We start from the raw sequence: 23208 nt of genomic DNA, 5'->3' as shown, positions 1-23208 counted from the left end.
TATAATGAGAGTTGCACCGGAATTTTATGAGTTCTTAAGAAACCGTATTAACATATCGGATGTAGTGCGGCAAAAAGTAGCTTTAACTAGAAAATCCGGTAACTATGTAGGTTTATGTCCATTCCATCAAGAAAAGACCCCATCTTTTACGGTTAGTAATAGTAAGAGATTTTTCTATTGTTTTGGTTGTAAAGCAGCCGGTGATGTTATAAAATTTACTTCTAATATTAGCGGTTTATCTTATAATGAGTCTGCTATAAAGCTTGCAATCGATTACGGTATAGAGATACCGAAATTAACTGCAAAACAGAAAGAATTTTATGAAGAATCCGATGAAATTCTAAATATTTTAGAACTCGCCAATAAGTTTTTCAGGACACAATTAACACCTGAAATATTATATTATCTACACGAAAGGGGTATTACCGAAGAAACAGTAAAAGAGTTTTCAATAGGCTTTGCCCCGAAGAATAATAAATTTGAAAAATTTTTTCACGATAAAAATATAGATATTATAAAGCTTGGTAAAGCAGGGCTAATCGGCAAGCGAGAGAACGGTGAAATATATAATTTATTTTCTAACCGTATTACTATTCCAATTAGAAATATTTACAATAAAATTGTAGGCTTTGGTGGTAGAGTACTAGGGGAGGGGCTGCCTAAATACTTAAATTCACCTGAAACTACAGTATTTCAAAAAAGTGAAACTCTATACGGTGAGCATAAAGCGATAAGCAGTAGCTATAAAAAAAATCATTCGATTTTAGTAGAAGGTTATTTTGATGTTATAGCACTACATCAAGCAGGTTTTAGTGAAACAGTTGCGAGTCTCGGTACTAGCATTACCGAGAATCACTTACATAAATTATGGCGTGCTGGCGATGAAATTATATTATGTCTTGACGGAGATAATGCAGGCATAAAAGCTAGCATAAGAACTATTAACTTAGCATTACCGCTTATTAATAGTGAAAAGAAAATTTCTTTTATTAGGTTACCAAGCGGATTTGATCCCGACGATGCAGTAAATAAAAACGGTGCTGATTTTTTTGCAAAGCTTATAGATAAAAGAATAAGCTTATCAGAAATGATTTGGCATATTGAGTATAACGGCAAGAGTTTTAAAACTGCGGAAGAAAAAGCTAATTTAGAAAAAAATTTAACAAATTATTGCAGCAAAATATCGGATAGTTATTTAAAAGCAAGTTATTACAGGTTTTTTAAAGATCAAATATGGCAAAATTTAGTTACAACGCAGAAGAAAGCTACAACTAAAAACTCAAATTTAGCTCCTATAATTTCAAGTCACAGCTATTCGGAGCTTGAAATACTAGAACACGCTTTTTGTGCTTTGTTGGTTAAATTTCCTATAATACTTGAAGAAAAAGATATTAGAGATTTCATCTTAAATTTAAATTTTAATAATAAATCGCTTGAAGAATTCCGTAATTGGTATTTAAACGAGATTATAGATAATAACGTAGAAGCAAGTGAAATTACTGCAATTGTGGAAAAAACTAGCTTTTTTGATATTTTTTTATTATTATCAAAAACGGATAATTTGTTTTTAGATATCTCATTTAATAAAAATAATATCAGACTGGATTTATTATGGCAGTGGCTACATAAGAAATATTATCTAATAAATTTACAACAAGAATACTCTATTACCATAAACAGTACTGACAATCACGACTTTGAAAAAGTTTTACTATATAAAAAAGAAATTCTGAAGATTGCAAATGAACTGCAAGTTTTAAACGAATCTTTTATTAATCACACGATAACTTAATTATTTCAAACTTCTTTTAAAAGAAAAAAGCATATAGGTATTTAATGAGCAATAGCAATATAGACAATGATCTAGATAAAATAGATAGTTTACTTAAAAAAGCTAAATCTAAAAAGATACCGGTCACTTATGATGATATAAACAACGCTCTTCCTCTTAATAAAAATCCTTCAATAAGACAATTAGAGGAAGCTATATTAAAATTTTCTGATGCAGGAGTAGATATTTTAGAATCTAATGAAGATGATGAAATTAAGCTTGATATCGGAATGGATGAAGAATTTAAGCTATCTACCAATGTTGATAATGAACCTGAGGATGAGGTAGAAGAAGAAAATATAGGTACTACTGATGATCCTGTAAGATTATATCTTAAGGATATGGGGGGAGTCGATCTTTTAACTCGTGAAAATGAAGTAGAAATAGCAAAAAGGATTGAGGAAGGACATAAAACAATGACTGCTTCCTTATGCAGAAGTCCTATTGCTATGCGTTGTTTTATAGTATGGTATGAAGATTTAGTTAATGAAAAAATGTTACTACGTGATCTGATAGATTTAGAAGCTAACATGTTACATGACGAAACACCCGAAAATGATGAAGAACATAGTAGTGAGACCGAAGGAGAAGAACATGAGGATAATCACTTATCTATGTCTAGAGTAGAAACGCAGATATTACCTAATATTATAGAGCGTATGAAAAAGATTTCTTTTATCTGTGAAGAGCTACTCATTGAAGCTAAAAAATGTTATGAGAAATCTTTTGAGCCGAAGGTTTTACAAAATAGCAAAAAATATAATAATTTGGAATTATTAATAAATGAAGTTTCGGAAATACATTTTAATTCTAAAAGAACGGAAGAAATTTTAGGTAAGATGTATGGAATAAATCGTGATTTAATTAATAAAGAAACAGCTTTTTTAAAACTTGCTGAAAAATATGGAGTAACTCGCCAAAATTTCCTTGATGAATATATAGGATCGGTTATCAATGCAGCATGGAAAGAAAAAATGCTGAAAAATAAAAAAGTCGCTTGGAAAGAGTTAATGACTAAAGAATCGGATTATATAGATCAAATGATTGCTGAATTATCGGTTATAGAATCTAAAACCGGTCTTTTAGTTAATGATTTTAAAAAACTAGTGAATACTATACAAAAAAGCGAGAGACAAACACTACAAGCAAAAAAAGATATGATAGAAGCGAATTTACGTTTAGTTATATCTATCGCTAAAAAATACGCTAATAGAGGATTGCAGTTTTTAGATTTAATTCAAGAAGGTAATATAGGACTTATGAAAGCGGTGGATAAATTTGAATATCGCCGTGGTTATAAATTCTCTACCTATGCTACGTGGTGGATTAGACAAGCTATAACAAGAGCTATTGCCGATCAAGCAAGGACTATACGTATTCCTGTACATATGATTGAAACAATTAATAAGATACTACGTACTTCAAGACAAATGCTTAATGAACTCGGATACGAACCAACAGCAACGGAAATCGCTAACCGTCTTTCAATGCCGCTTGATAAAGTGCGTAAAGTCATGAAAATAGCTAAAGAACCTATAAGTCTTGAGAATCCCGTAGGTGATGATAGTGACGGCGGTCAATTAGGCGATTTTATCGAAGATAAGAATGCAGTAGCACCGATTGATGCGGCAATTCAGTCAAATTTACGAGAAGTTACCACTAGAGTACTTGCAACCCTTACGCCTCGTGAAGAAAGAGTGCTTAGAATGCGTTTCGGTATAGGTATGAATACTGACCATACATTAGAAGAAGTAGGGCAGCAATTTAAAGTAACTAGAGAACGTATAAGACAAATCGAGTCAAAAGCTTTAAGAAAGTTACAACATCCTATTAGATCCAAAAAACTTAATAGCTTTAGAAGCGGAGGAAAGCGTGGTGACGGTAATCCATCGGATTTACTAGAAGCATGATAATACTTATACTGTCATCCCGTGATTTGGGATCTCAGGACACGGGCTATGATACAAGATCCCGTGGTCAAGCCACGGGATGACAGTGGGCTATTATGTATCGATATAAAATTACCATTGAATATTTAGGCACGGATCTTGCAGGTTGGCAAAGACAAGCAGGAGTAATGTCGGTACAGCAGGTATTAGAAGAAGCGATTTATAAATTTTCCAGTGAACAGGTGATGTTGTTTGGGGCAGGAAGGACAGATGCCGGTGTTCATGCTATAGGTCAAGTAGCACATTTTGATCTTTCAAAATATTTAGAACCTCACAAAATTATTACAGCTATCAACTATTTTGCAAGACCGTATGCCGTAGGAGTATGGAATTGTGAATTAGCCCCCAATAATTTTCATGCTAGGTTTTCAGCTACCTCTCGTTATTATATATATAGAATTATTAATAGACCTTATCCATCGGTAATTGATTTAAATAGAGCATGGTGGATTAGTTCACCTTTAGATGTTTCGGCTATGCAACAAGCTGCCGCCTATCTATTAGGCAAACATGATTTTACTTCATTTAGGGCTAGCTCATGTCAATCAAAATCACCGATTAAAACTTTAACTGAACTTAATATTATTAAAGAAGACGAAGAAATAAAATTATATCTTTCAGCCCCGTCATTTTTGCATCATATGGTACGTAATATTGTCGGCAGTTTAGTACTTGTTGGTAAAAATATTTGGCAGGCAGAACAAATTAAAGATGTTTTAGAAGCCAAAGATAGAAAAGCCGCCGGTCCTACTGCTCCCGCCTCCGGTCTTTATTTTGTGAAAGCAGCGTATTAACAACCATAAATTTTGTCATTACAATGCCTCCCTGCATAGGCATTGTTACGTGGATACCACCTTGTCATTGCGAGGAAATTACGAAGTAATTGACGAAGCAATCTCAGGATATTTGACAAGATTGCCACGCAAGTACTACGGTTGCTCACAATGACAACCGGGTATCCATCTACAAAGCACACTCGTAATGACGTCCTAAATTAGTATACTACGACACTGTCAATAAACTGTATAATTTTTCATGGATGTTAGTTAGCTTACCTATATCATTTCCACCGGCTTGAGCAAGGCTTGCTTGTCCACCTCCGCCACTGCCACCTAAGAATAAAGAAAGTTTTTTGGCAATTATATCTGCATTGTATTTGTCTGTTATAGCTTTACTCACCGCAACTGTAATAGATAATTTACCAATTCCCTCGGCAATATATACCATTATCAAATCTTCTACTTTTTTTGTTAAATTTTCGGCAGCTTGACGTAATATTTTATTGTCTATATTTCCTACTTTTTTGTATAATAGTTTTATTCCTGTTATTTGTGCAGCTTGCTTTTCAATTTGCTCTATACTTAAATCTAAACTAGCTAAATGAGTTTTTTCTAACTCTTTCTCAATTTCCTTGTTACGCTCTAAGATATTATTAACCTTAGTAATAAGTTCATTTTTATTAGTTTTGAAACTGTTTTCTATCGATTTAAGTAAACTATCCTTTTCTCTCATTAATTTAATTACGAATTCACCGCAAACTGCTTCAATTCTACGAACACCTGCTGCTATAGCACTTTCGCTTGTGATTTTAAAGCAACCGATGTCACCGGTACGTCTGACATGCGTACCGCCGCATAATTCTAAAGAAGTCTCACCCATCTTAACTACTCTTACTTCAGAGTCGTATTTCTCACCAAACAGTGCTATAGCTCCTTGTTTAACTGCATCTTCAGTTGCCATTAATGTAGTAGTTACTTCATGATTATCTCTAATAATCTCATTTACCTTATCTTCGATTAAAGTGATTTCTTCATTAGTCACAGCTTTAGAATGGCTAATATCAAAGCGTAAATAAGTCGGAGCGACTAACGAACCTTTTTGAGTAACATGTTTCCCAAGTACCTCATGCAGTACTGCATGTAATATATGCGTTGCCGAGTGATGAATTCTTAAATTTTGCCTATATCTTATGTCTATACTAAAATTAGCATTCTCGCCTACGTTAATCTGCCCCTTTTTCAAAATACATTTGTGGACTATAATAGAGCCTAAATATTTTAAAGTATCTATTACTTCTACTTCAGAATCTTTTGCAAATATCGTTCCGATGTCACCTATTTGACCGCCTGATTCACCGTAGAAAGGAGTTTGGTTGCTGATTAGCAGGAATTGTGTATCTATCTCTTTTATATCATTAACTAAATTATTATTTTTGATTAATGCAATTATTTTACATTTTGCTTCATTAAGTGTATATCCTAAAAACTCCGTGCTACCATGTTGCTCTTTGATATCAAACCACAACTGATTGGTTTTTGATTCACCGGAGCCAAGCCAAGATTTTCTAGCACGTTCTTTTTGCATAAGCATTTGCTCTTCAAACCCTTTGTGATCAACAAAAATATCACGATTTTTTAGAATATCTTCGGTTAGATCAAGCGGAAATCCGTAAGTATCGTATAGTTTAAATGCTACTTCTCCTGATAATTCATTACCTTTTGTTAGCGTTTCTGTTTCTTCGGTAAGAAGTTTGAGACCACGTTCTAATGTGGCTTTAAATCTAATTTCTTCTTGTTCTAAGATACTGCTTATAAAGCTTTCTGCTCTTTTAAGTTCAGGATAAACATTCCCCATTAAATCAACAAGTTTTGGCAGTAATTTATACATTAACGGCTCTTTTGACCCAAGCATATGAGCATGCCTCATGGATCTTCGCATAATGCGGCGAAGTACGTAACCACGCCCCTCATTTGAAGGAATAACGCCGTCAGCTATTAAAAAGCTACTTGCTCGTAAGTGGTCGGCAATAACTCGGTAAGAAAATTTAGCTTCTCCCTCTACTTTCACTTTTACTATATTTTCTATAAAATTAATTATTTCCTGAAATAAATCTATATCATAATTGTTGTTAACATGCTGTAATACTGCCGTCATACGCTCAAGACCCATACCGGTATCGATAGATTTTTGCGATAATTCTATACTAGTATCTTTATCGATTTGTTCATATTGCATAAATACCATATTCCAAATCTCGATAAATCTATCACCGTCTTCATCTTTAGTACCAGGAAGTCCGCCATATATTTGTTCACCGTGGTCGTAAAAAATTTCGGAACAAGGACCGCAAGGGCCAGTATCACCCATTGACCAAAAATTATCGTTTGTTTTGATCTTTATGATGCGATCATCCCCAAAACCTGCTATTTTTTTCCAATAAGTAGCTGCTTCGTCATCAGTATGATAAATTGTTGCATAAAGCTTGTCTTTTGGGAGTTCAAATTCTTTAGTCAATAAATTCCAAGCGTAATATATGGCTTGTTCTTTAAAATAGTCACCGAATGAAAAATTACCTAGCATTTCAAAAAAGGTATGATGTCTTGCCGTATAACCGACATTCTCAAGGTCGTTATGCTTGCCGCCGGCTCTAAGAGACTTTTGACTAGTTACCGCTTTGTTATAAGGTCTTTTTTCTTGTCCGGTAAAAACATTTTTAAATTGTACCATTCCGGAATTAACAAACATTAAGCTAGGGTCATTGTGTGGAATTAACGAACTGGCCGGTACATGTGTATGATTATTTGCTTTAAAGTAAGTTATAAATTTACTTCTAACTTCTTCGGTGGTAAATTTAGTCATGGAAAGATATATTATTTAATGTTATGTCATTCCGGAGAGGATCATTTTTCGTCATGGCGAGGAAAATTACTTAGTAATTGTACGTACGCAATCTCGTGCCAAAGTCCTGAGATTGTCACGCTCCTTATCAGTCATTCGCAATGACGGTTCGGGTATCCACGCAGAAATGACGTCCAGTATAGTAAAATACACTGAATTATGATTAAAATAAATTTATTTATGAAAAATATTTTTGATTCGATCAAATTACATTTTGTTCAATTTGCTACAAAATTAAAAATATTTTCTTTCAAAAGAAAAAAGATTGTGGTGTTACTAGGTAATAAAGGTGTATTTCTTAGTACTTTTCTTGATAATAAATTATTAGATAAATTATTTATCCCTACTCGGGAACAGATAGATTTAAATCCTTATAAAAACTTTTTTAGTAAATTTCCAAAAAGTGATATTTATTTTTTACTTGACGGCAGTGAATGTAAAACACGGCACGATCAAATACCTATATTACAGTCAATAGTTAAACTTGATCCTATTGAACAATTTATTGAAGGTTATTTTAATAAAGAAGACATTATAGCACATTGTGTTTACGAAATTACTACTACCCCAAGTGAAATGTGGTCGACTTTAATTATGTCGTGTCCATTTGAAACACCTTTAAGTGATATAATTTCATGCATTATAGATAAAAGATCTCTTGATTTAAAAGGAATTTACTTTTTAACGTTAGAGCTAAAAGTTATTATAAATAAAATAGTGCAGAATATAGAAAATGATAAATATAACGATTATTTTCAAATTTGTGTATATGCATCACAAGCTAGCGGTATAAAATTTATTATCAAACATAAAAATAATATAATAACAATTAGAAATCTTGAGTATCCATTGGATAAAACAACCGGCTATGTTCAAGGTATTATAGAACAAGAAATTAATGATTGTTTGATATTATTTAAAAACTATATAAGTAATCTTGACCAAAGAGCCTGTATAATTCTTATAGTAGATGAAGAGTTAAAATCTTTATTAGAATCAACAAATTTTGAAGAACGCCCTGTAATCTTTATACCGGTTGATAATATACTAAATAAGCAAACTCTAGAAAAAGAAAGATTTATAGATACGAATATTAGTAGACTGTTTCTAGAATATAAGAGTTTTCCCGCTTATAATAATAATTTAAAATCAATAAAAAAACTAGTTACTATAAGGGATCTGACATTTAAATTATATAGTGCATTACTTATAATATTAATATTAGTGGTCGGTATTATCAAATATAATACAAAACAAAATTACAAAGACATAAACTCTATTAATGAAAAATATTATGCAACAAATCAAGAATATGATGATATCAAATATAAATATCCTTATATTAAAAATACTACTAGCCTAGCTGATTTATATGTAATAGAAAAATTACTAGAAACACCGGTACCACTGCCGTTTGATTTACTTAAAAGGCTAATAATTACTTTAAATCCGGCTTTTAAATTAGAAGAAATTAAATGGGAATTAACAAATATAGATAATATTTTGTTAGTTTCTAAGAGACAATTAATAATCAAGTTAATACTTAAATATCATACTAATAATCTATCGGTAGATGAATCTCTAAAGATGCTAGATGATCATATGACAAACGTAAAAAATAAATTATCTAATTTGCAGATAGATTATGTTATATATAAGGATAAAATACTTGATATATTCGGTAAGGTAGTAATTCCTTTATCGGTTAATATAGTTGATAATAAAACGTAATATTCCATGTCATTCTCGCGTAGGCGGGAATCCAGTACTTTAAAGCTTTTTAAAAGTTCGATTTATCTCGCTTTACTCTGGATTCCAGCCTACGCGGGAATGACATAAACCATGCAAAGGCACTAATAACCCAAGGTAAAAATAATGTTTGAAAAATATATTATGTATTTAAAGAATCTTATATTTTTTCAATTTATTATATATTTCTTCTTTATTTCCTTAACTATTTGGATAATAAAAATTTTCCAGCAAGAATACAGTAAATCTATTCTTGATAAACAAGTTTTACAAGAAAATCTAACAGAGAAAGTTTTAAAGCTTTATTCTGTCATTAACTCTAAAGAAGAAATATTAGAATCGTACAAAAAATATGTAGATTTAAGTGTGCCAAGTAGTGTGAGTTGCTTAAATTATCAAGAACTAATTCCTAAAATAAAAAGCTTAAGCAATAAATATGATTTAGTAGAACCTATAGATGTATTTATAAATTCAGTATTTTTTAAAAATAATGTTCAGGCAATTGAAGGAGAAGGTGAATCGATTCATGTAAATAATTATAGCATAAATATAAAATATGCATGTGCAGATTTTTTGACTTTTCTAAAAATATTCTCTGAAATTTATTCTTATATGCCTCCTAATACTCTTATATCTTTTGTACGAGTACGTAATGAAGAAGTGTTAACACCTAAGAATATATATAAACTTTCAGTAAATCATGCTCCTAATCTTATTTATGCTAAATTGATATTATATATCAGAGAATTAGCCTCAAAATAAATTACCAAAATGAATAATGCAATAGTACTTAATAACGTAAATACTAATTTATTTAAAAAAGATATTGTTAATAATTTTGTCAATAATCTTATGAAATCTACTTGCTCTACTATTGCAAATATGCTTGCTATAGATTATACGCTAAGGCTTAATTCTAAACCAGAGGCTGAAAAATATATTAATAAATGTATTTCTAGACTCAAAAATTATTTAGGTATGCGGGTTATTAACGATGATAATTTTTCTGTAGCATTAGAGTTATTTGCAATAATGATTACTTCTGAAGACGAAAATGAGCAAAATAAGAATAATATTTTAGAGCAATCACAAGATATAATAGCAGAAAATCTTGTAGAAGTTTATTTTGGAGATGAAATAAATAGTACCGAAAAAGAAAAAATTAAAAATATATTTAAAACTCTTTTAAAAGAGAAGAATTTTGATAAAATAATAAATTATGCGGAGTCTCACAAAAAATTATTTAAGGCTTCTGTAATGTATGCCATGAAGAAATATAATAATATTGATGAAGCAACCATCTATATAAAGAAAGAATTTAATAAAATATTAGAGATGTCTTTAGCATTGACACAAAAAAGTAATATATTTAAACAAACAACTGGAAAAATCGCCGGTGCTGTTTGTGCTTTATTAGTCGGAGCAATCAGTGTTGCAACTGCAGGAGCGGCTTTTTCTATCATAGTTGTACCAGCATCAATTTTTGCCATCAGATATGCACCTGAACTTGGTGAAAAAATTGGAGGATTAATTTTAAATAATGATAATGCAATAAAACTAGAACAAAGCAATATAGATAAGTTTATGAAAACATTACAAAATGATAAAGAAAGTCTTCTATCTCAAGAAAAAATAAAAAACATCAAACAAAATATTAAAGTTTCTCCTTCTCAAATCAATACTAAATTAACTAAGAAAGTGGTTAATGAAAAACATAGATAGGGTATAGTCATTACGAGAAGAATTACGCAGTAATTCGACGAAGCAATCCAGTAAAAATTCTGTAAATCAGAATTTTTTTAATTATTTTTCTAGATTGCCACATCGCTACGTTCCTCGCAATGACGACTACGGTATCAACGCAAGCAAAGCTATTCGCATGAAATAAAGCTATTTTTACTTGAGAATATAAAATATTACTCTTATTATCTTTTTTTTAATCAATAAAATAACTTAATGAGAAAAGTAGTAATATCCGGCATGATCGGCAACGCTTTAGAATGGTATGATTATGCATTATATGCGCAATTTGCTTATATTATAGGGCAGCATTTTTTTCCGGATCCAGAAATGCGAGAGACGTTAACTTTTGCGGTATTTGCTGCAGGCTTTGTAGTACGACCGCTCGGTGGTATTATTTTCGGTAATATAGGTGATAGATTCGGTAGACGTACTGCTTTGGTGATGGGTATTATAGCTATGGCAATACCGACTGCCGGGATAGGGCTCTTACCAAGTTATAAAACTATTGGAATTGCCGCTCCTATTATTTTAACTATTATCAGACTCATACAAGGTTTTTCTTTAGGAGGGGAATTTAGCGGTTGTATTTCGTATATTGTAGAACATGCTTCGTTCGAGCAGCGAGGACTTGCGGGGAGTAGCTCATTTGTTAGTATGTGCGGTGGTATGCTGCTTGGACTTGGTACAGCAGCCGGTTTTTCTTATTTTATGCCTGCCGATATGCTATTTGAATGGGGTTGGAGGATACCTTTTATTGCCGGTTTATTTATTAGCTCTGTAGGTTTATATATTAGAAAAAACCTAGCAGAAAGTCCTATTTATAAAAAAGCTAAGGGAACAAGGCGTTTAGCACGTTTTCCTTTACGAGAAACATTAACAAAATACCCAAAAGAACTAATTATCGCACTTGGTCTGTATATTACCGTAACTGCTCCTTTTTATACTTCTACGGTTTTTATTGGTAATTTTATGCAAACACTCGGTTATACTAATCAGCAAAGCACAATTGTTAGTAGTATAATATTAATCGTAATGATGATAGTATTTCCTATATCTGCGTATGTTTCGGATAAGGTGGGGCGACGTCCTGTACTAATATGGGGGATTATCTTGTTAATTTTATCAGTCTATCCTATTTTTGTAGCCTTAGGGTCGATGAATTTTACTTTAGCTATAATATCTCAAGTAATATTTGCTGGAGTTATTAGCATCTATATGGGGCCTATTCCAACGGTTTTAGTAGAGATATTTCCGACTAGCATAAGATTTACCGGTGTTGCACTTTCATACAACCTTGCAGCTGCTATATTTGGCGGTACTGCTCCAATGTTAGCAATGATATTAACGAAAGTTACCGGAAACAATTATGCTATTGCATATTATTTAATTGCACTTGCCTTGTTATCTTCTATAATTCTAAAATTCTATAAAGAAACCTATAAAAAGAATCTAGTAAATTAATATGAGCGAAGTTTTTGAAATACCAAACGGTGAAAGCAAGGTTTTACTCCATTGTTGTTGTGCTCCTTGTGTTGGCCCTTTAATGGAAAAAATGATCGATACCGGCATTAAGTTTATGCTTTTTTTCTATAATCCTAATATTCATCCTAAAAAAGAATATGAGCTTCGTAAAAATGAAAATATTAAATTTGCCGAGAAACATAATATAGAATTTATCGATGCAGATTATGATCCGCAAAATTGGTTTAGGCGTGCTAAAGGGATGGAGCTTGAGCCTGAGAGAGGTATACGCTGTACAATGTGTTTTGATATGCGTTTCGAGCGTACGGCTTTATATGCTTATGAGAACGGCTTTAAAGTTATAACTAGCTCGCTTGGTATTTCTAGATGGAAAGATATGAACCAAATTAATGAATCAGGAACTAGGGCGGCATCTCATTATGAAGGGGTGACCTATTGGACTTATAATTGGCGTAAAGACGGCGGTGCTAGCAGAATGTACGAAATTGCCAAAGAAGAGAACTTTTATAAACAAGAATTTTGTGGCTGTGTTTATTCTTTCCGTGATACTAACAATTGGCGAGTGGCAAACAATCGTCCTAAAATCGAGATCGGCAAGGAGTATTATTAAGACCTCAAATTAATAAAAAAATATTTTATTTTTTTGAATCTTTATATTATAATAATCTAGACAATCTAGCTATATGAGGATTTTATATGAATAAATGGCAGTTACACGAAGCAAAGAATAAGTTAAGTAATATTATTGATATTGCAATGCATGGTACCCCTCAATGTATTACGAAAAGGGGTGAAGAAGCAGTTGTAATTATTAGTATAAAAGACTATAAACAACTTACTAAACAAAAACCTGATTTCAAAGAATATTTATTGAGCATACCTAAGACAGATAATTTGGATATTCAGAGAGCAAAAGGATATGCTAGAGATTTTGAATTATGAAATATTTATTAGATACTAATGTTGTGTCTGAAATTCAAAAGAAAAAATCCAATTCTCAAGTAGCAGCATGGTTTTCAATTGTTCATTCTAGCCAGTTATACTTAAGTTGTATTACTATCGGCGAAATAAGAAAGGGAATATCAAAATTAGCAAAGAAAGATAAAATAGCAAGTTTGAAATTAGAAAAATGGTTAGAAAGAATAATAATAGATTATAATGAAAGAATTCTTAATATTGACAAAGAAATATGTGAGGAGTGGGGTGAATTAATGAGTATTGATAGTACGAATGCAATCGATGCTTTAATAGCTGCACAGGCAAAACAAAGCAATATGATACTAGTTACTAGAAATATCAAACATTATAATATGTTTAATATAAAAATATTCGATCCTTTTAACTGATCAAAATTTTCTTTCCCAATAATAATACCCTATGAAAAAACTATCATTTCAGCAAATTATTCTGACATTACAAAATTATTGGCAGGATTATGGCTGTGCAATATTGCAGCCTTACGATGCCCATGTTGGAGCCGGTACGTTTCACCCTGCAACTGTACTTCGCTGCCTTGGTACTAAACCTTGGTCTGTTGCATATGTTCAGCCATCAAGAAGACCAGGGGATAGCAGGTATGGCATGCATCCTAATAGAATGCAGCATTATTATCAGTTTCAAGTTATCTTAAAGCCGTCGCCGGATAATATTCAAGAGTTATATCTTAAAAGCTTAGAATGTTTAGGCATAGATTTAAAAATTCATGATATCAGATTTGTTGAAGATGATTGGGAGTCGCCAACCTTAGGTGCTGCCGGGCTTGGCTGGGAAGTATGGTGTAACGGTATGGAAGTATCGCAATTTACTTATATGCAGCAAATCGGCGGTATTGAATGCCGTCCCGTTGCCGGTGAAATCACTTATGGACTCGAGAGGCTTGCTTTATATATTCAAGGTGTTGATGAAGTAAGAGAGCTTGATTGGAATGGGCAAGTAGGCGAAAAAGCTTTAAAATACGGTGAAGTGGATTTCGAAGCTGAACGGCAATTTTCAAAATATAATTTAGAGCTTGCCGATAGTGAAATGTTACTGCGACATTTCAAGGATAGCGAAGACCAGTGTGAGAGATTAATCAAAGCTAATTTACCTATGCCGGCTTATAATGAATGCCTTAAGGCAAGTCATGCATTTAATCAACTAAATGCACTTGGAGTAATTAGCGTCACTGAGCGTGCTTCTTATGTTTTAAGAGTGCGTCATTTAGCTAGAATTTGTTGTACAAAATGGTTGGAGATGAACAAGTGAGCGAGTTATTATTAGAGCTATTTAGCGAAGAAATTCCGGCTTTTATGCAAAAAAATGCTGAAGAGGGTTTTTTAAATATATTCACGAAAATTTTTGAAGAAAACGAAATATTTGCAAAAGTACAAGTATTCGCGGGACCTCGCAGGATAACGCTGCATGCTACCCATTTGCCAAAGATAACTTTGCCAAAAGAGGAAGAAATGAAAGGACCAAGCATAGAAGCTCCGGAAGCCGCTATTAACGGCTTTTGTAAAGCTCATAATGTTAGTAAATTAGAGCTTTCTACTAAATTAATTAGTAATCAGCTATATTATTTCTTTGTCAAAAAAACAGAAGAAAGAGAAATAAAAGAAATTTTGCCGGAGATTATTATAGAGGCTATTAATAAATATAGCTGGGCAAAATCGATGTTTTGGGGTTATTACAAAATAAAATGGATTAGACCTCTGCGAAATATTTTATGCATATTTGACGGCGAAATATTACCGATGCAATTTGGGCATTTAACCGCTAATAATATTACGTATGGGCATCGTCTTACTGATAATAAAAAATTAGAAGTAACAGATTTTGAAGATTATAGAAATAAGCTTTTAGAAAATCATGTTATTTTAGAAAGAGCAAAGAGAGAGGCAATAATTAAAATCGGTTTACTGGAACTAGCAAATTCTCATGATTTAATTATAAAAGAAGATAATCGTTTAGTAGAAGAAGTAATAGGGCTTAGCGAATTTCCTGTTGTACTGCTTGGAAAAATACCACAAAAATTTTTAGAGTTACCTAAAGAAGTACTTATTTCTTCGATGCGTACGCATCAGAAATATTTTTGTTTATTTGATAAAACAGGAAATTTCACACCGTATTTTCTCTTTGTCAGTAATGGCAGATTTACAAATGCTGAACTAGTTATTCAAGGTAACGAGAAAGTTCTATCGGCACGTCTTTCGGATGCTTTATATTTTTGTAAGCAGGATATAGCTAAAACTTTAGAATCAAGATTAGGCCAATTAGAAGCTGTAACATTTCATGCAAAGCTTGGTAATTTAAGAGAAAAAGTTGAACGCATAACCGATATTTGTAATTATATAGCTCCAAATAATAAGGATTTGATTACAGCAGCTAGACTTTGCAAAAGTGATCTTGTTTCTGAGATGGTCGGGGAATTTCCTGATTTACAGGGGATTATGGGTTATTATTATGCAAAACATGAAGGGCTAAATGCAGAAATAGCCGCTGCAATTAGAGACCATTATAAACCGCAAGGTTTGAGTGACAATGTACCAAGCGGAAATGCGGCTTTACTTGCTTTAGCCGATAAGCTAGATAGTTTAGTAGGTTTGATGATAGCAGGGGAAACACCAACAGGCTCAGGTGATCCATATGCCTTAAGACGTCAAGCTCTTGGTATAATAAGAATAATACTTGAAAATAAATTAGAGCTAAATTTTAATGATTTAATTAATTTTTCTATAAACTTATATAAAGATTCATCTGACGAAAATAAGAATTTAATAATATCTTTTTTTGAAGAAAGAGCAAAATTTTACTTTAAAAATGACTATGATATTGCGTTAATTAATGCAGTTCTTGACTTAAATTTAGTAGATACAAACTTTAAGCTTGATGCGTTAAAAGAATTTTTAATAGAAGACGCAGGCAAGCAATTATTAAATGCTTACAAACGAGCTAGCAATATAATTGGTGATCAGAAAATTACCGGCTTAGTTGATGCGAGTCTCTTTAGTACACAACCTGAAAAAGAATTATTTGAAGTAATCCAAAAAATTTCTCCGCAAATTATAGATAGTATAGCTGATAAAGATTATAAGAAAGCCTTAAATTTATTATCGTCTCTATTAACTCCCATTACTAGCTTTTTTGATAATGTACTCGTTAATGACTCTGATCCAAAGATCGCTCAAAATCGTTTGTCGTTATTACAGAATATTTGTGAATTATTTGATAAAGTAGCTAAGTTTAACCGCTTATGATAAACAAAGCAGTTCAATTTATAAAATCAGGTAAAGTGGTTGTTTTTCCGACTGAAACAGTATATGGGATTGGTGCGGATGCCACAAATAATGAGGCGTGTTTAAAGATTTTTCAGTTCAAAGAGCGCCCTGCTATCAATCCGCTTATCGTGCATGTCTCCTCCATAGAGCAAGCAAAGGAAATAGGGGAGTTTGACGATTTAGCTACAAAAATAGCAGAAAAATTTTGGTCTGGACCATTATCTATAGTTGTCCCTTTAAAAGAGAATGCAAATATTGCCCCTAGCGTAACAGCAGGACTAAATACCATAGCACTTCGGATACCATCTTATCCTTTAGCGTTAGAGCTTATCAGACAATCAGGCATACCTATAGCTGCCCCAAGTGCTAACCCTTCAAACTATATTAGTCCGACTAACGCTGAGCATGTCACAAAACATTTTAAGGATAATAAGGAAATTTTTATTTTAGCACCTGAAATCTATCAATCTAAATATGGGCTAGAGTCAACGATAATCGATACAACAACTGTTACTCCTACTATTCTTAGAGAAGGGGTTATAACTGCTGAAATTTTAGGAGAAATACTAGGGATAGAAGTTTTAAAAGCATCAGAGACAAGTACTATAAAAGCTTCGGGAATGCTTGCAAAACACTATTCACCAAAAGTACCGGTTAGGCTAAATGCTATAAATTTAGAGGATAAAGAAATCGGATTAAATTTTGGCAATAGCAATCTTACAGGAAGATTTTCATTAAACTTAAGTGTAAAAGGTGACTTTATAGAAGCCGCTGCAAATCTTTATGCTTATTTAAGAATACTTGACGATTATGCTGCATCTCATGATGTAAGAGGTATAGCAGTTAGCCCTATACCTCAAGTGAATATAGGGGCTGCAATTAATGATCGCCTAAAACGTGCTGCAAAATCATAAATTTCGGCGTTCTATTCGCCTTAATAGCTTTTTGATGATATTTGGTAATTACATAGTTATCGTGCGGTTTTAAATAATCATTTTTATTTATAATTTCAAAATTACCGTTCTGCTGTATTAACTCTATTGCTTCATAAAAATAATTTTCAATATCGGAAGCAAATACTAAATTACCATTGTCTTTTAGCTTATCTTGTAAAATCTTAAGTCGTTCTTTATTGAAAATACGTTTCTTTTTTTGCTTATTTTTTATCCATGGATCGGGAAATAAAATATAAATTCCATCAAGGCTATTACTTGGTATCTCATTTAATATTAAATCCAAATTATTAGGGAATAATAAAAAATTCGTGATATTTTGTTCTCCTGTAAGCTTTAAAACATTTGCAACTCCGTTTAAATATACCTCTACCCCAATAAAAAGTGCATTAGGATTCATTTTAGCTTGATTAATGAAATGCTCACCCATACCAAAGCCTATCTCAAGAAATACTTTACGTTTTTCATTTACAAGCTTTTCTTTAGAAAATAAATATTTTGGTAGTTTGTTATCTAATAAATTCTGTTGCACTCCTGATAAGCTTTTACCGATACGTCTTGCATATGACCGATTGAGATTAATAGGAGAAAATAATATTACCCTACTGTGACCTTGTAGATCCTTATAAACGCTTTCAATATTATAACCATGATCTAAGAAAATTTGGGTTACCGCTTCTTTCTGTTTAAACCCTATTTCTAATATAATCTTACCGTTTGGTTTTAAGAATTGTTTGGCATTTTCGGCGATGAGAAAGTAAGCCTGCAGTCCGTCTTTTTCAGCAAATAAAGCAATAGACGGTTCATAATTGATTGTTTCAATTGCCATCTCTGATTTTTCGCTGTGAGCTATATATGGCGGGTTGCTAACGATAAAATCAAATTTCTGAGTTTCAATATTCTCAAACCAATTACTGTGAATAATCTGAATGCGATCCGTTACCTCATATTTTGCCGCATTACTTTTGATAATGTCTATAGCATCAAGACTGATATCGGTTGCAATTACATTAGCATTCGGTAACTCACATAATAGACTGATAGCAATGCAGCCGCTACCTGTGCCAAGTTCTAGGATATTTAAGAATTTGTCATTGCAGTTTTCGCTTATGTCATTCCCGCGAAAGCAGGGATCCGGTTGCTTTTTTTCTGGATTCCCGCTTTCGCGGGAATGACATTGAAATACAACATCCACCAAAACTTCAGTATCGCTTCTTGGAATTAATACATGTTTATTAACAATAAATTCACGTGAGTAAAATTCTTTAACACCTGTAATATATACTATCGGTTCATGCTTTAATCTTCTCGCTAACAGTTTTTCAAAAGCTTCTATCTCGGCTTCATTTAACTGCTCATCAAGATTAATAAGTAAATACTCAATAGGTTTATTTATAACATGCTGTAGTAAAATTCGTGCTTCTAATTGCGGCGAACTAATACCTATTTTATTTAATTTATCTGTAGCGTCACTAAGAATTTGCTTTATAGAACATTGCATGGAAAGTTTTATTTTCTGCCAAAATTTTTCATTTATAAAATCTCATCTACACTATCTTCGGGTTCTAGAGTTATAATATCTATTTTAAGATAATTTTTGGTTTTAGGTATTTTAATTATTTTCATAAATCGTTTTATGTTATTATATCACCAATTATTTCTGAATAATATTCGTGTTCTATATAGCTATTTTTAAAGCTAAGATTTGCTAATGTTTCTAAATCACAAGTGATTAAAGGTTCTTGTTCGTGTTGATTTTTTAATAAATAAGGACTAGTAAAAAACCAAGCGAACTCTCCTTTTATCTGGTCAGCAGTTAGTTTATTTAGTACTTCACCATTTTTCCCATACAAAATCAAGTCAGAAAAAGCACCATATCCTGCTTCGGTAAATTTTATGGGAGCTTTCTTCTCACCTAAAATTTCTTGTTGATTTTTTAAAATATATTCTAAATAAGCTTTAAAATAATGCTTATACTCTTGTCCCTCATATCGTGTACACTTAGTATTTTGGTATTTAGATTTTAATTCCTCTAAAGATTCTTGCGGTATTTTTGTGTCTTGATGTCCTATATATATTTTATCTAAAATTTGTTTTTTCGCATATTCTTTAATAATAATATGAGTCATATTTTTTGTTGGAACAGTAATCATATATTCTTTTTTGTTAGGATAAATAATCTCTGCACATTTAGCAATAAAACTATGAAGTTTAAGCGAAAGACTTAAATGTTTTTTAGTATTATTATAGTCATATATTGGAGCTTTTATTATTCCTATATGTGAAATAAAATTTGCGTTTTAGAAGTTGCTATAGTTATAATAATTTCTACTGATGGTATACCAATACTACTTTTCTGTTCCCATGCTTTATTATAGGTAAAAACTACATATACATCTGTTAAATCTTGGTCATGCATATTCTATGCTAGAGTCAAAAGCATCTAGTCCCATAAAAGCTTTTCTATATTCTTTTTTCCCGGACTGGTTTATAAACTCCCCCTGTTTCTTTGAGAAATTTTGCCAAGTAGTTACATTTACTCCATTAACTTTTACCATATAAAAATGTAAATCATCTTCTACTTCATAATGATAAATTTCTGATTTTACTTCTTGTGCTTTATATAGCTTTGTAAAAAGATGTTGTAAATTAGAATATTTTTCATCTATTTTACTGAAATCAAATTCAGAGAAAATCCGCAGAGCTTGCATATATTGCATGTCTATATTATCAGGTGCTTTTGCTTCTTTGCATGCAACTTTTATAAATTTATTTAATTGTTCTTCTTGCTCATTAAAATCATTTTTTTTAAATTCTTCTAAAAATTTTTTTAATAAAATTTCTTTCCTATAATTTGCATCATCAATATACGTACTATTATTAATATCTATGCCTGTTTTTAATCTTAGAGAAAGAATTTCATTGACGAATTCAGAAATTTTAATTTCATGTTCTGTACTATATTGGGAAGAGCTAGCAATTTTTATAGATTGCGGTTTAAAAGATAAATTATTACCTAATTTTAAAATAAAATCTTTTACTTCTTGCCAATCTCTATAATTTTATATATCTAAGGAAATAATTTTGTCTGTGGCGGTACTTAAATCTTGCAGAAAAGTAAAAATCTTTTCTAATCTCGCTTTTTGTTTTCTAAGGTTTAAAATACCCTCTTCCATAGAATATAAGGCTTCTTCTAATTTAGAATTAGCTTTTTTCATTTTATAAATAAATATTAATCCTTAATATTATATTAAAAAATTAATATTTTGTCAATTATAAACTAATTATCTCTTCCATATCCCTTGGCAACTCACAAGAAAATTCCATAATCTCATTACTAGTCGGATGAATAAAACTTAAATACCAAGAATGCAGGGCTTGACGTTTAAAATCAATTAATTTTGCTTTTAGTTCAGGGGGAGAAAGAGCAATTTTTCGGTCGTTATTGCCGTAAGTTTGGTCGCCGACTACCGAATGCTTTAAATGGCTTAGCTGTACTCTAATTTGGTGAGTTCTACCCGTACTAAGCTTGCACTCCACCATACTAATACTACCTTTATAAAATAATTCTAGAGTCTTATAATGTGTAACGGCTTCTTTGCCGCCATATTTTAATATGGTCATTTTTTGGCGATTGCTTCGGCTGCGACCTATATTATTTTTAATGACTCCTTCTAGCGGATTTATTACTCCCCACACTAACACTTTATATTGCCGTATTACCTGCCTTTGTTCTATCTGATTTGCAAGTAGCATATGTGCTTTATTATTTTTAGCAACTACCATCAAGCCCGTAGTGTCTTTATCTAAACGATGTACTATCCCGGGTCTTTCTGATGAGCCGATATCCGATAAGTTTTTTGTATAATGTAGTAAAGCATTAACAAGCGTATCGTCATGATGCCCTGCTCCCGGGTGTACCGTCATACCTGCAGCTTTGTTAATTACTATCAAATCATCGTCTTCATATATTATATCAAGTGCTACATTTGCTGTTGCAATTTTTAGCTCTTCAGGTTCTTTAAAAGAAAAAAATATAATATCATTCTCCTTGACCAAAACATCAGGATCAGAAATAATTACATCATTAACTAGTACTTGCGAATCTTTAATAGCTTTTTGGATTTGATTCCTTGAAACATTTTCAAGAAGCGATGATAGAGCTTTATCAAGCCTTATGCCATTTAGTTCGTGTGGTACGGAATATTTTAACATATTTTATTTTAAGATAATGAATAATACGCTTAAATGGTTAAGTGCAATCGGTGTTGAATATTATTGCCATGAACATCCACCGCAATTAAAGGTACGTAATAATACTGAACTAACTGAAAAGCCACAAGTAAAACTTATGTCTACAAAAGAAACTGCATTCAATATGAATGATAAAGTTCATGATAATATAACCCTAGCAAGATTTCTTGCCGATAAAGCTAATAATATCGAAGAACTAAAAGAATCTCTACTAAATTTTAATGGTTGTGAACTTAAGAAATTTGCTACTAATACGGTTTTCGGTGACGGTAATTTAGAAGCTAAAATTATGTTAATAGGCGAAGCCCCGGGAAGTACCGAAGATTTGAAAGGAATACCTTTTTACGGCGAAAGTGGCAATTTACTTGATAATATGTTACACGCTATCGGAATTTCACGAAAAAATAACGCTTATATTACTAATACGGTATTTTGGCGTCCTCCTGCTAATAGACAGCCGACGTTCGAAGAAGTCGATATTTGTAGACCTTTTGTAGAGAAGCATATTGCTCTTATTAACCCGCAGCTAATTATTCTAGTCGGTAGCACGGCTGCAACTAGCTTACTTGGAAAAAATTCGGGTATTACTAAAATTAGACAAGAATATTATTTTTATACCAATAAATATTTATCCGCTCCTATTCAAACTACGGCGATCTTCCACCCTGCCTATTTACTCCGCCAACCTATGCAAAAACGTACCTCTTGGTATGATTTACTCAAGATTAAGGAGTATTTAGTCAATAATAGACTTCTTGCATAGCTTGTACATTAATCTAGTACTCACAGCTTCACGTACTTTTCAAAATAATTTTCTACTGGACAATTAGTCGTATATATGCGACAGTGTAATCATCTCTAGTTAAGCTTAATATGCAAAACACTAAACAAATACAATTTTTATAACAGATATTCTGCTATTAAATGCAGGTAATAAAGATACTCAAGGCAAAGATATTAAAAAAGCCTTAGAAATAATAGAAGAAGTTTATAAACGAAATTGAGGGTGTTATATGGAAAGTTTACAGATTATTTAAAAGAAAAATTACAAAATGAGGAAATATTAGTAGGGTATATTAATGAAGCGTTAGAGCAAGAGGAGGTATAGCAAAAATCTCTAAAGAAGCTCATATAAATAGACAACATATATATAATGTTATCTAGCAAAGGTAATCCAAGTGTCGACAATATAGGATCTTTATTAAACGCTTTAGGCTTGCAGTTGAAAGTAGAAGCATGTGCGTTTTAAATTTTCATTAACCTTGCAAGTTGAGCAAGATATCAAAGAAAATTTTTAAATTCTAATAAATCAT

22 protein-coding genes are annotated in these 23208 nt (G+C 31.9%); 15 read left to right on the top strand and 7 right to left on the bottom strand.

Features of this window, described 5'->3' with window-relative positions; genetic code table 11:
- The first annotated feature begins 4 nt into the window (after positions 1 to 4).
- The 3 genes from dnaG (at position 5) to truA (ending at position 4574) form a co-directional block, all read left to right on the top strand.
- Complete coding sequence (dnaG, locus tag RJP_RS06765; RefSeq protein ID WP_014121161.1) at positions 5 to 1792, top strand: DNA primase; 1788 nt, start codon at positions 5 to 7, stop codon at positions 1790 to 1792.
- 44 nt (positions 1793 to 1836) lie between these two features.
- On the top strand, positions 1837 to 3741 hold the full coding sequence (rpoD, locus tag RJP_RS06760) for an RNA polymerase sigma factor RpoD (RefSeq protein ID WP_014121160.1): 1905 nt from the start codon (positions 1837 to 1839) through the stop codon (positions 3739 to 3741).
- 95 nt (positions 3742 to 3836) lie between these two features.
- The gene (gene truA / locus RJP_RS06755; RefSeq protein WP_014121159.1) at positions 3837 to 4574 is read left to right on the top strand and encodes a tRNA pseudouridine(38-40) synthase TruA; all 738 of its coding nucleotides are present in this window, start codon (positions 3837 to 3839) and stop codon (positions 4572 to 4574) included.
- A 208-nt stretch (positions 4575 to 4782) separates the two neighbouring features.
- Here truA and alaS read toward each other — a convergent pair whose 3' ends face one another.
- Positions 4783 to 7419, bottom strand: coding sequence for an alanine--tRNA ligase (gene alaS / locus RJP_RS06750; RefSeq protein WP_014121158.1), 2637 nt, complete (start codon positions 7417 to 7419; stop codon positions 4783 to 4785).
- Between the two features lie 198 nt (positions 7420 to 7617).
- Here alaS and RJP_RS06745 point away from each other — a divergent pair, with 198 nt between their 5' ends.
- From RJP_RS06745 to RJP_RS06700, 10 genes are all read left to right on the top strand, one after another.
- The gene (locus tag RJP_RS06745) at positions 7618 to 9189 is read left to right on the top strand and encodes a hypothetical protein (protein WP_014121157.1); all 1572 of its coding nucleotides are present in this window, start codon (positions 7618 to 7620) and stop codon (positions 9187 to 9189) included.
- A 144-nt stretch (positions 9190 to 9333) separates the two neighbouring features.
- Complete coding sequence (locus RJP_RS06740) at positions 9334 to 9969, top strand: hypothetical protein (RefSeq protein ID WP_014121156.1); 636 nt, start codon at positions 9334 to 9336, stop codon at positions 9967 to 9969.
- A 9-nt stretch (positions 9970 to 9978) separates the two neighbouring features.
- Positions 9979 to 10929, top strand: coding sequence for an RP853 family protein (locus RJP_RS06735; protein ID WP_014121155.1), 951 nt, complete (start codon positions 9979 to 9981; stop codon positions 10927 to 10929).
- A gap of 234 nt (positions 10930 to 11163) precedes the next feature.
- Entirely contained in the window at positions 11164 to 12411 is a 1248-nt protein-coding gene (locus RJP_RS06730) for a metabolite/H+ symporter (protein WP_014121154.1), read from the top strand.
- Position 12412: 1 nt separating this feature from the next.
- Positions 12413 to 13042: an epoxyqueuosine reductase QueH gene (locus RJP_RS06725; protein WP_014014891.1), complete on the top strand. Its 630-nt coding sequence runs from the start codon at positions 12413 to 12415 to the stop codon at positions 13040 to 13042.
- Positions 13043 to 13128: 86 nt separating this feature from the next.
- On the top strand, positions 13129 to 13374 hold the full coding sequence (locus tag RJP_RS06720) for a type II toxin-antitoxin system Phd/YefM family antitoxin (RefSeq protein ID WP_004997145.1): 246 nt from the start codon (positions 13129 to 13131) through the stop codon (positions 13372 to 13374).
- Positions 13371 to 13778 (top strand): type II toxin-antitoxin system VapC family toxin, encoded by a 408-nt coding sequence (locus RJP_RS06715; RefSeq protein WP_014014890.1) that lies wholly within the window; start codon positions 13371 to 13373, stop codon positions 13776 to 13778. The genes RJP_RS06720 and RJP_RS06715 overlap by 4 nt, the downstream gene beginning before the upstream one ends.
- Before the next feature lie 31 nt (positions 13779 to 13809).
- Positions 13810 to 14676: a glycine--tRNA ligase subunit alpha gene (locus tag RJP_RS06710; RefSeq protein ID WP_014121153.1), complete on the top strand. Its 867-nt coding sequence runs from the start codon at positions 13810 to 13812 to the stop codon at positions 14674 to 14676.
- The gene (gene glyS, locus RJP_RS06705) at positions 14673 to 16667 is read left to right on the top strand and encodes a glycine--tRNA ligase subunit beta (protein WP_024704399.1); all 1995 of its coding nucleotides are present in this window, start codon (positions 14673 to 14675) and stop codon (positions 16665 to 16667) included. Before RJP_RS06710 ends, glyS begins: the two co-directional genes overlap by 4 nt.
- On the top strand, positions 16664 to 17602 hold the full coding sequence (locus RJP_RS06700) for an L-threonylcarbamoyladenylate synthase (RefSeq protein ID WP_014121151.1): 939 nt from the start codon (positions 16664 to 16666) through the stop codon (positions 17600 to 17602). The genes glyS and RJP_RS06700 overlap by 4 nt, the downstream gene beginning before the upstream one ends.
- Here the strand turns inward: RJP_RS06700 and trmB are convergent.
- The 4 genes from trmB to RJP_RS10885 all read right to left on the bottom strand — a co-directional run bounded on the left by trmB (position 17568) and on the right by RJP_RS10885 (position 20361).
- On the bottom strand, positions 17568 to 19142 hold the full coding sequence (gene trmB / locus RJP_RS06695; protein WP_014121150.1) for a bifunctional peptide chain release factor N(5)-glutamine methyltransferase PrmC/tRNA (guanosine(46)-N7)-methyltransferase TrmB: 1575 nt from the start codon (positions 19140 to 19142) through the stop codon (positions 17568 to 17570). The two genes, RJP_RS06700 and trmB, sit on opposite strands and share 35 nt — an antisense overlap.
- Positions 19143 to 19275: 133 nt before the next feature.
- A complete protein-coding gene (locus RJP_RS10890; protein WP_024704398.1) occupies positions 19276 to 19794 on the bottom strand; it encodes a hypothetical protein in 519 nt (172 codons plus the stop codon).
- Between the two features lie 122 nt (positions 19795 to 19916).
- Positions 19917 to 20060, bottom strand: coding sequence for a hypothetical protein (locus RJP_RS09500; protein ID WP_162098704.1), 144 nt, complete (start codon positions 20058 to 20060; stop codon positions 19917 to 19919).
- On the bottom strand, positions 20053 to 20361 hold the full coding sequence (locus RJP_RS10885; protein ID WP_225981275.1) for a hypothetical protein: 309 nt from the start codon (positions 20359 to 20361) through the stop codon (positions 20053 to 20055). The genes RJP_RS09500 and RJP_RS10885 overlap by 8 nt, the downstream gene beginning before the upstream one ends.
- 202 nt (positions 20362 to 20563) lie before the next feature.
- Between RJP_RS10885 and RJP_RS09495 the strand changes: the two genes are divergently transcribed.
- Positions 20564 to 20701: a hypothetical protein gene (locus tag RJP_RS09495; protein ID WP_162098703.1), complete on the top strand. Its 138-nt coding sequence runs from the start codon at positions 20564 to 20566 to the stop codon at positions 20699 to 20701.
- 2 nt (positions 20702 to 20703) lie between these two features.
- Here RJP_RS09495 and RJP_RS09375 read toward each other — a convergent pair whose 3' ends face one another.
- Both RJP_RS09375 and RJP_RS06675 read right to left on the bottom strand, forming a co-directional pair.
- The gene (locus RJP_RS09375; RefSeq protein ID WP_155983340.1) at positions 20704 to 20859 is read right to left on the bottom strand and encodes a hypothetical protein; all 156 of its coding nucleotides are present in this window, start codon (positions 20857 to 20859) and stop codon (positions 20704 to 20706) included.
- Between the two features lie 55 nt (positions 20860 to 20914).
- Positions 20915 to 21856, bottom strand: a complete 942-nt coding sequence (locus tag RJP_RS06675; RefSeq protein ID WP_014121149.1) for an RluA family pseudouridine synthase — start codon at positions 21854 to 21856, stop codon at positions 20915 to 20917.
- A gap of 16 nt (positions 21857 to 21872) precedes the next feature.
- Between RJP_RS06675 and RJP_RS06670 the strand changes: the two genes are divergently transcribed.
- Positions 21873 to 22658, top strand: coding sequence for a uracil-DNA glycosylase family protein (locus RJP_RS06670; RefSeq protein WP_024704397.1), 786 nt, complete (start codon positions 21873 to 21875; stop codon positions 22656 to 22658).
- Positions 22659 to 23208: the final 550 nt, after the last annotated feature.

Origin of the sequence: Rickettsia japonica YH, from assembly GCF_000283595.1 — a bacterium.
Taxonomy (GTDB): domain Bacteria; phylum Pseudomonadota; class Alphaproteobacteria; order Rickettsiales; family Rickettsiaceae; genus Rickettsia; species Rickettsia rickettsii.
The sequence above is the reverse complement of the archived record's forward strand: the minus strand, read 5'-3'. Positions and strand labels throughout refer to the sequence as shown.

Coding starts and splice junctions, on each gene's coding strand:
- RJP_RS06730 (WP_014121154.1), top strand. CDS start 11,164: ATGAGAAAAGTAGTAATATCCGGCATGATCGGCAACGCTTTAGAATGG.
- RJP_RS09375 (WP_155983340.1), bottom strand. CDS start 20,859: ATGAAAAAAGCTAATTCTAAATTAGAAGAAGCCTTATATTCTATGGAA.
- RJP_RS06670 (WP_024704397.1), top strand. CDS start 21,873: ATGAATAATACGCTTAAATGGTTAAGTGCAATCGGTGTTGAATATTAT.
- dnaG (WP_014121161.1), top strand. CDS start 5: ATGAGAGTTGCACCGGAATTTTATGAGTTCTTAAGAAACCGTATTAAC.
- RJP_RS06700 (WP_014121151.1), top strand. CDS start 16,664: ATGATAAACAAAGCAGTTCAATTTATAAAATCAGGTAAAGTGGTTGTT.
- RJP_RS06720 (WP_004997145.1), top strand. CDS start 13,129: ATGAATAAATGGCAGTTACACGAAGCAAAGAATAAGTTAAGTAATATT.
- RJP_RS06725 (WP_014014891.1), top strand. CDS start 12,413: ATGAGCGAAGTTTTTGAAATACCAAACGGTGAAAGCAAGGTTTTACTC.
- RJP_RS06745 (WP_014121157.1), top strand. CDS start 7,618: ATGATTAAAATAAATTTATTTATGAAAAATATTTTTGATTCGATCAAA.
- RJP_RS10885 (WP_225981275.1), bottom strand. CDS start 20,361: ATGCAATATATGCAAGCTCTGCGGATTTTCTCTGAATTTGATTTCAGT.
- RJP_RS10890 (WP_024704398.1), bottom strand. CDS start 19,794: ATGATTACTGTTCCAACAAAAAATATGACTCATATTATTATTAAAGAA.
- RJP_RS09500 (WP_162098704.1), bottom strand. CDS start 20,060: ATGCATGACCAAGATTTAACAGATGTATATGTAGTTTTTACCTATAAT.
- RJP_RS06675 (WP_014121149.1), bottom strand. CDS start 21,856: ATGTTAAAATATTCCGTACCACACGAACTAAATGGCATAAGGCTTGAT.
- RJP_RS06715 (WP_014014890.1), top strand. CDS start 13,371: ATGAAATATTTATTAGATACTAATGTTGTGTCTGAAATTCAAAAGAAA.
- rpoD (WP_014121160.1), top strand. CDS start 1,837: ATGAGCAATAGCAATATAGACAATGATCTAGATAAAATAGATAGTTTA.
- truA (WP_014121159.1), top strand. CDS start 3,837: ATGTATCGATATAAAATTACCATTGAATATTTAGGCACGGATCTTGCA.
- alaS (WP_014121158.1), bottom strand. CDS start 7,419: ATGACTAAATTTACCACCGAAGAAGTTAGAAGTAAATTTATAACTTAC.
- RJP_RS06740 (WP_014121156.1), top strand. CDS start 9,334: ATGTTTGAAAAATATATTATGTATTTAAAGAATCTTATATTTTTTCAA.
- RJP_RS06710 (WP_014121153.1), top strand. CDS start 13,810: ATGAAAAAACTATCATTTCAGCAAATTATTCTGACATTACAAAATTAT.
- trmB (WP_014121150.1), bottom strand. CDS start 19,142: ATGCAATGTTCTATAAAGCAAATTCTTAGTGACGCTACAGATAAATTA.
- RJP_RS06735 (WP_014121155.1), top strand. CDS start 9,979: ATGAATAATGCAATAGTACTTAATAACGTAAATACTAATTTATTTAAA.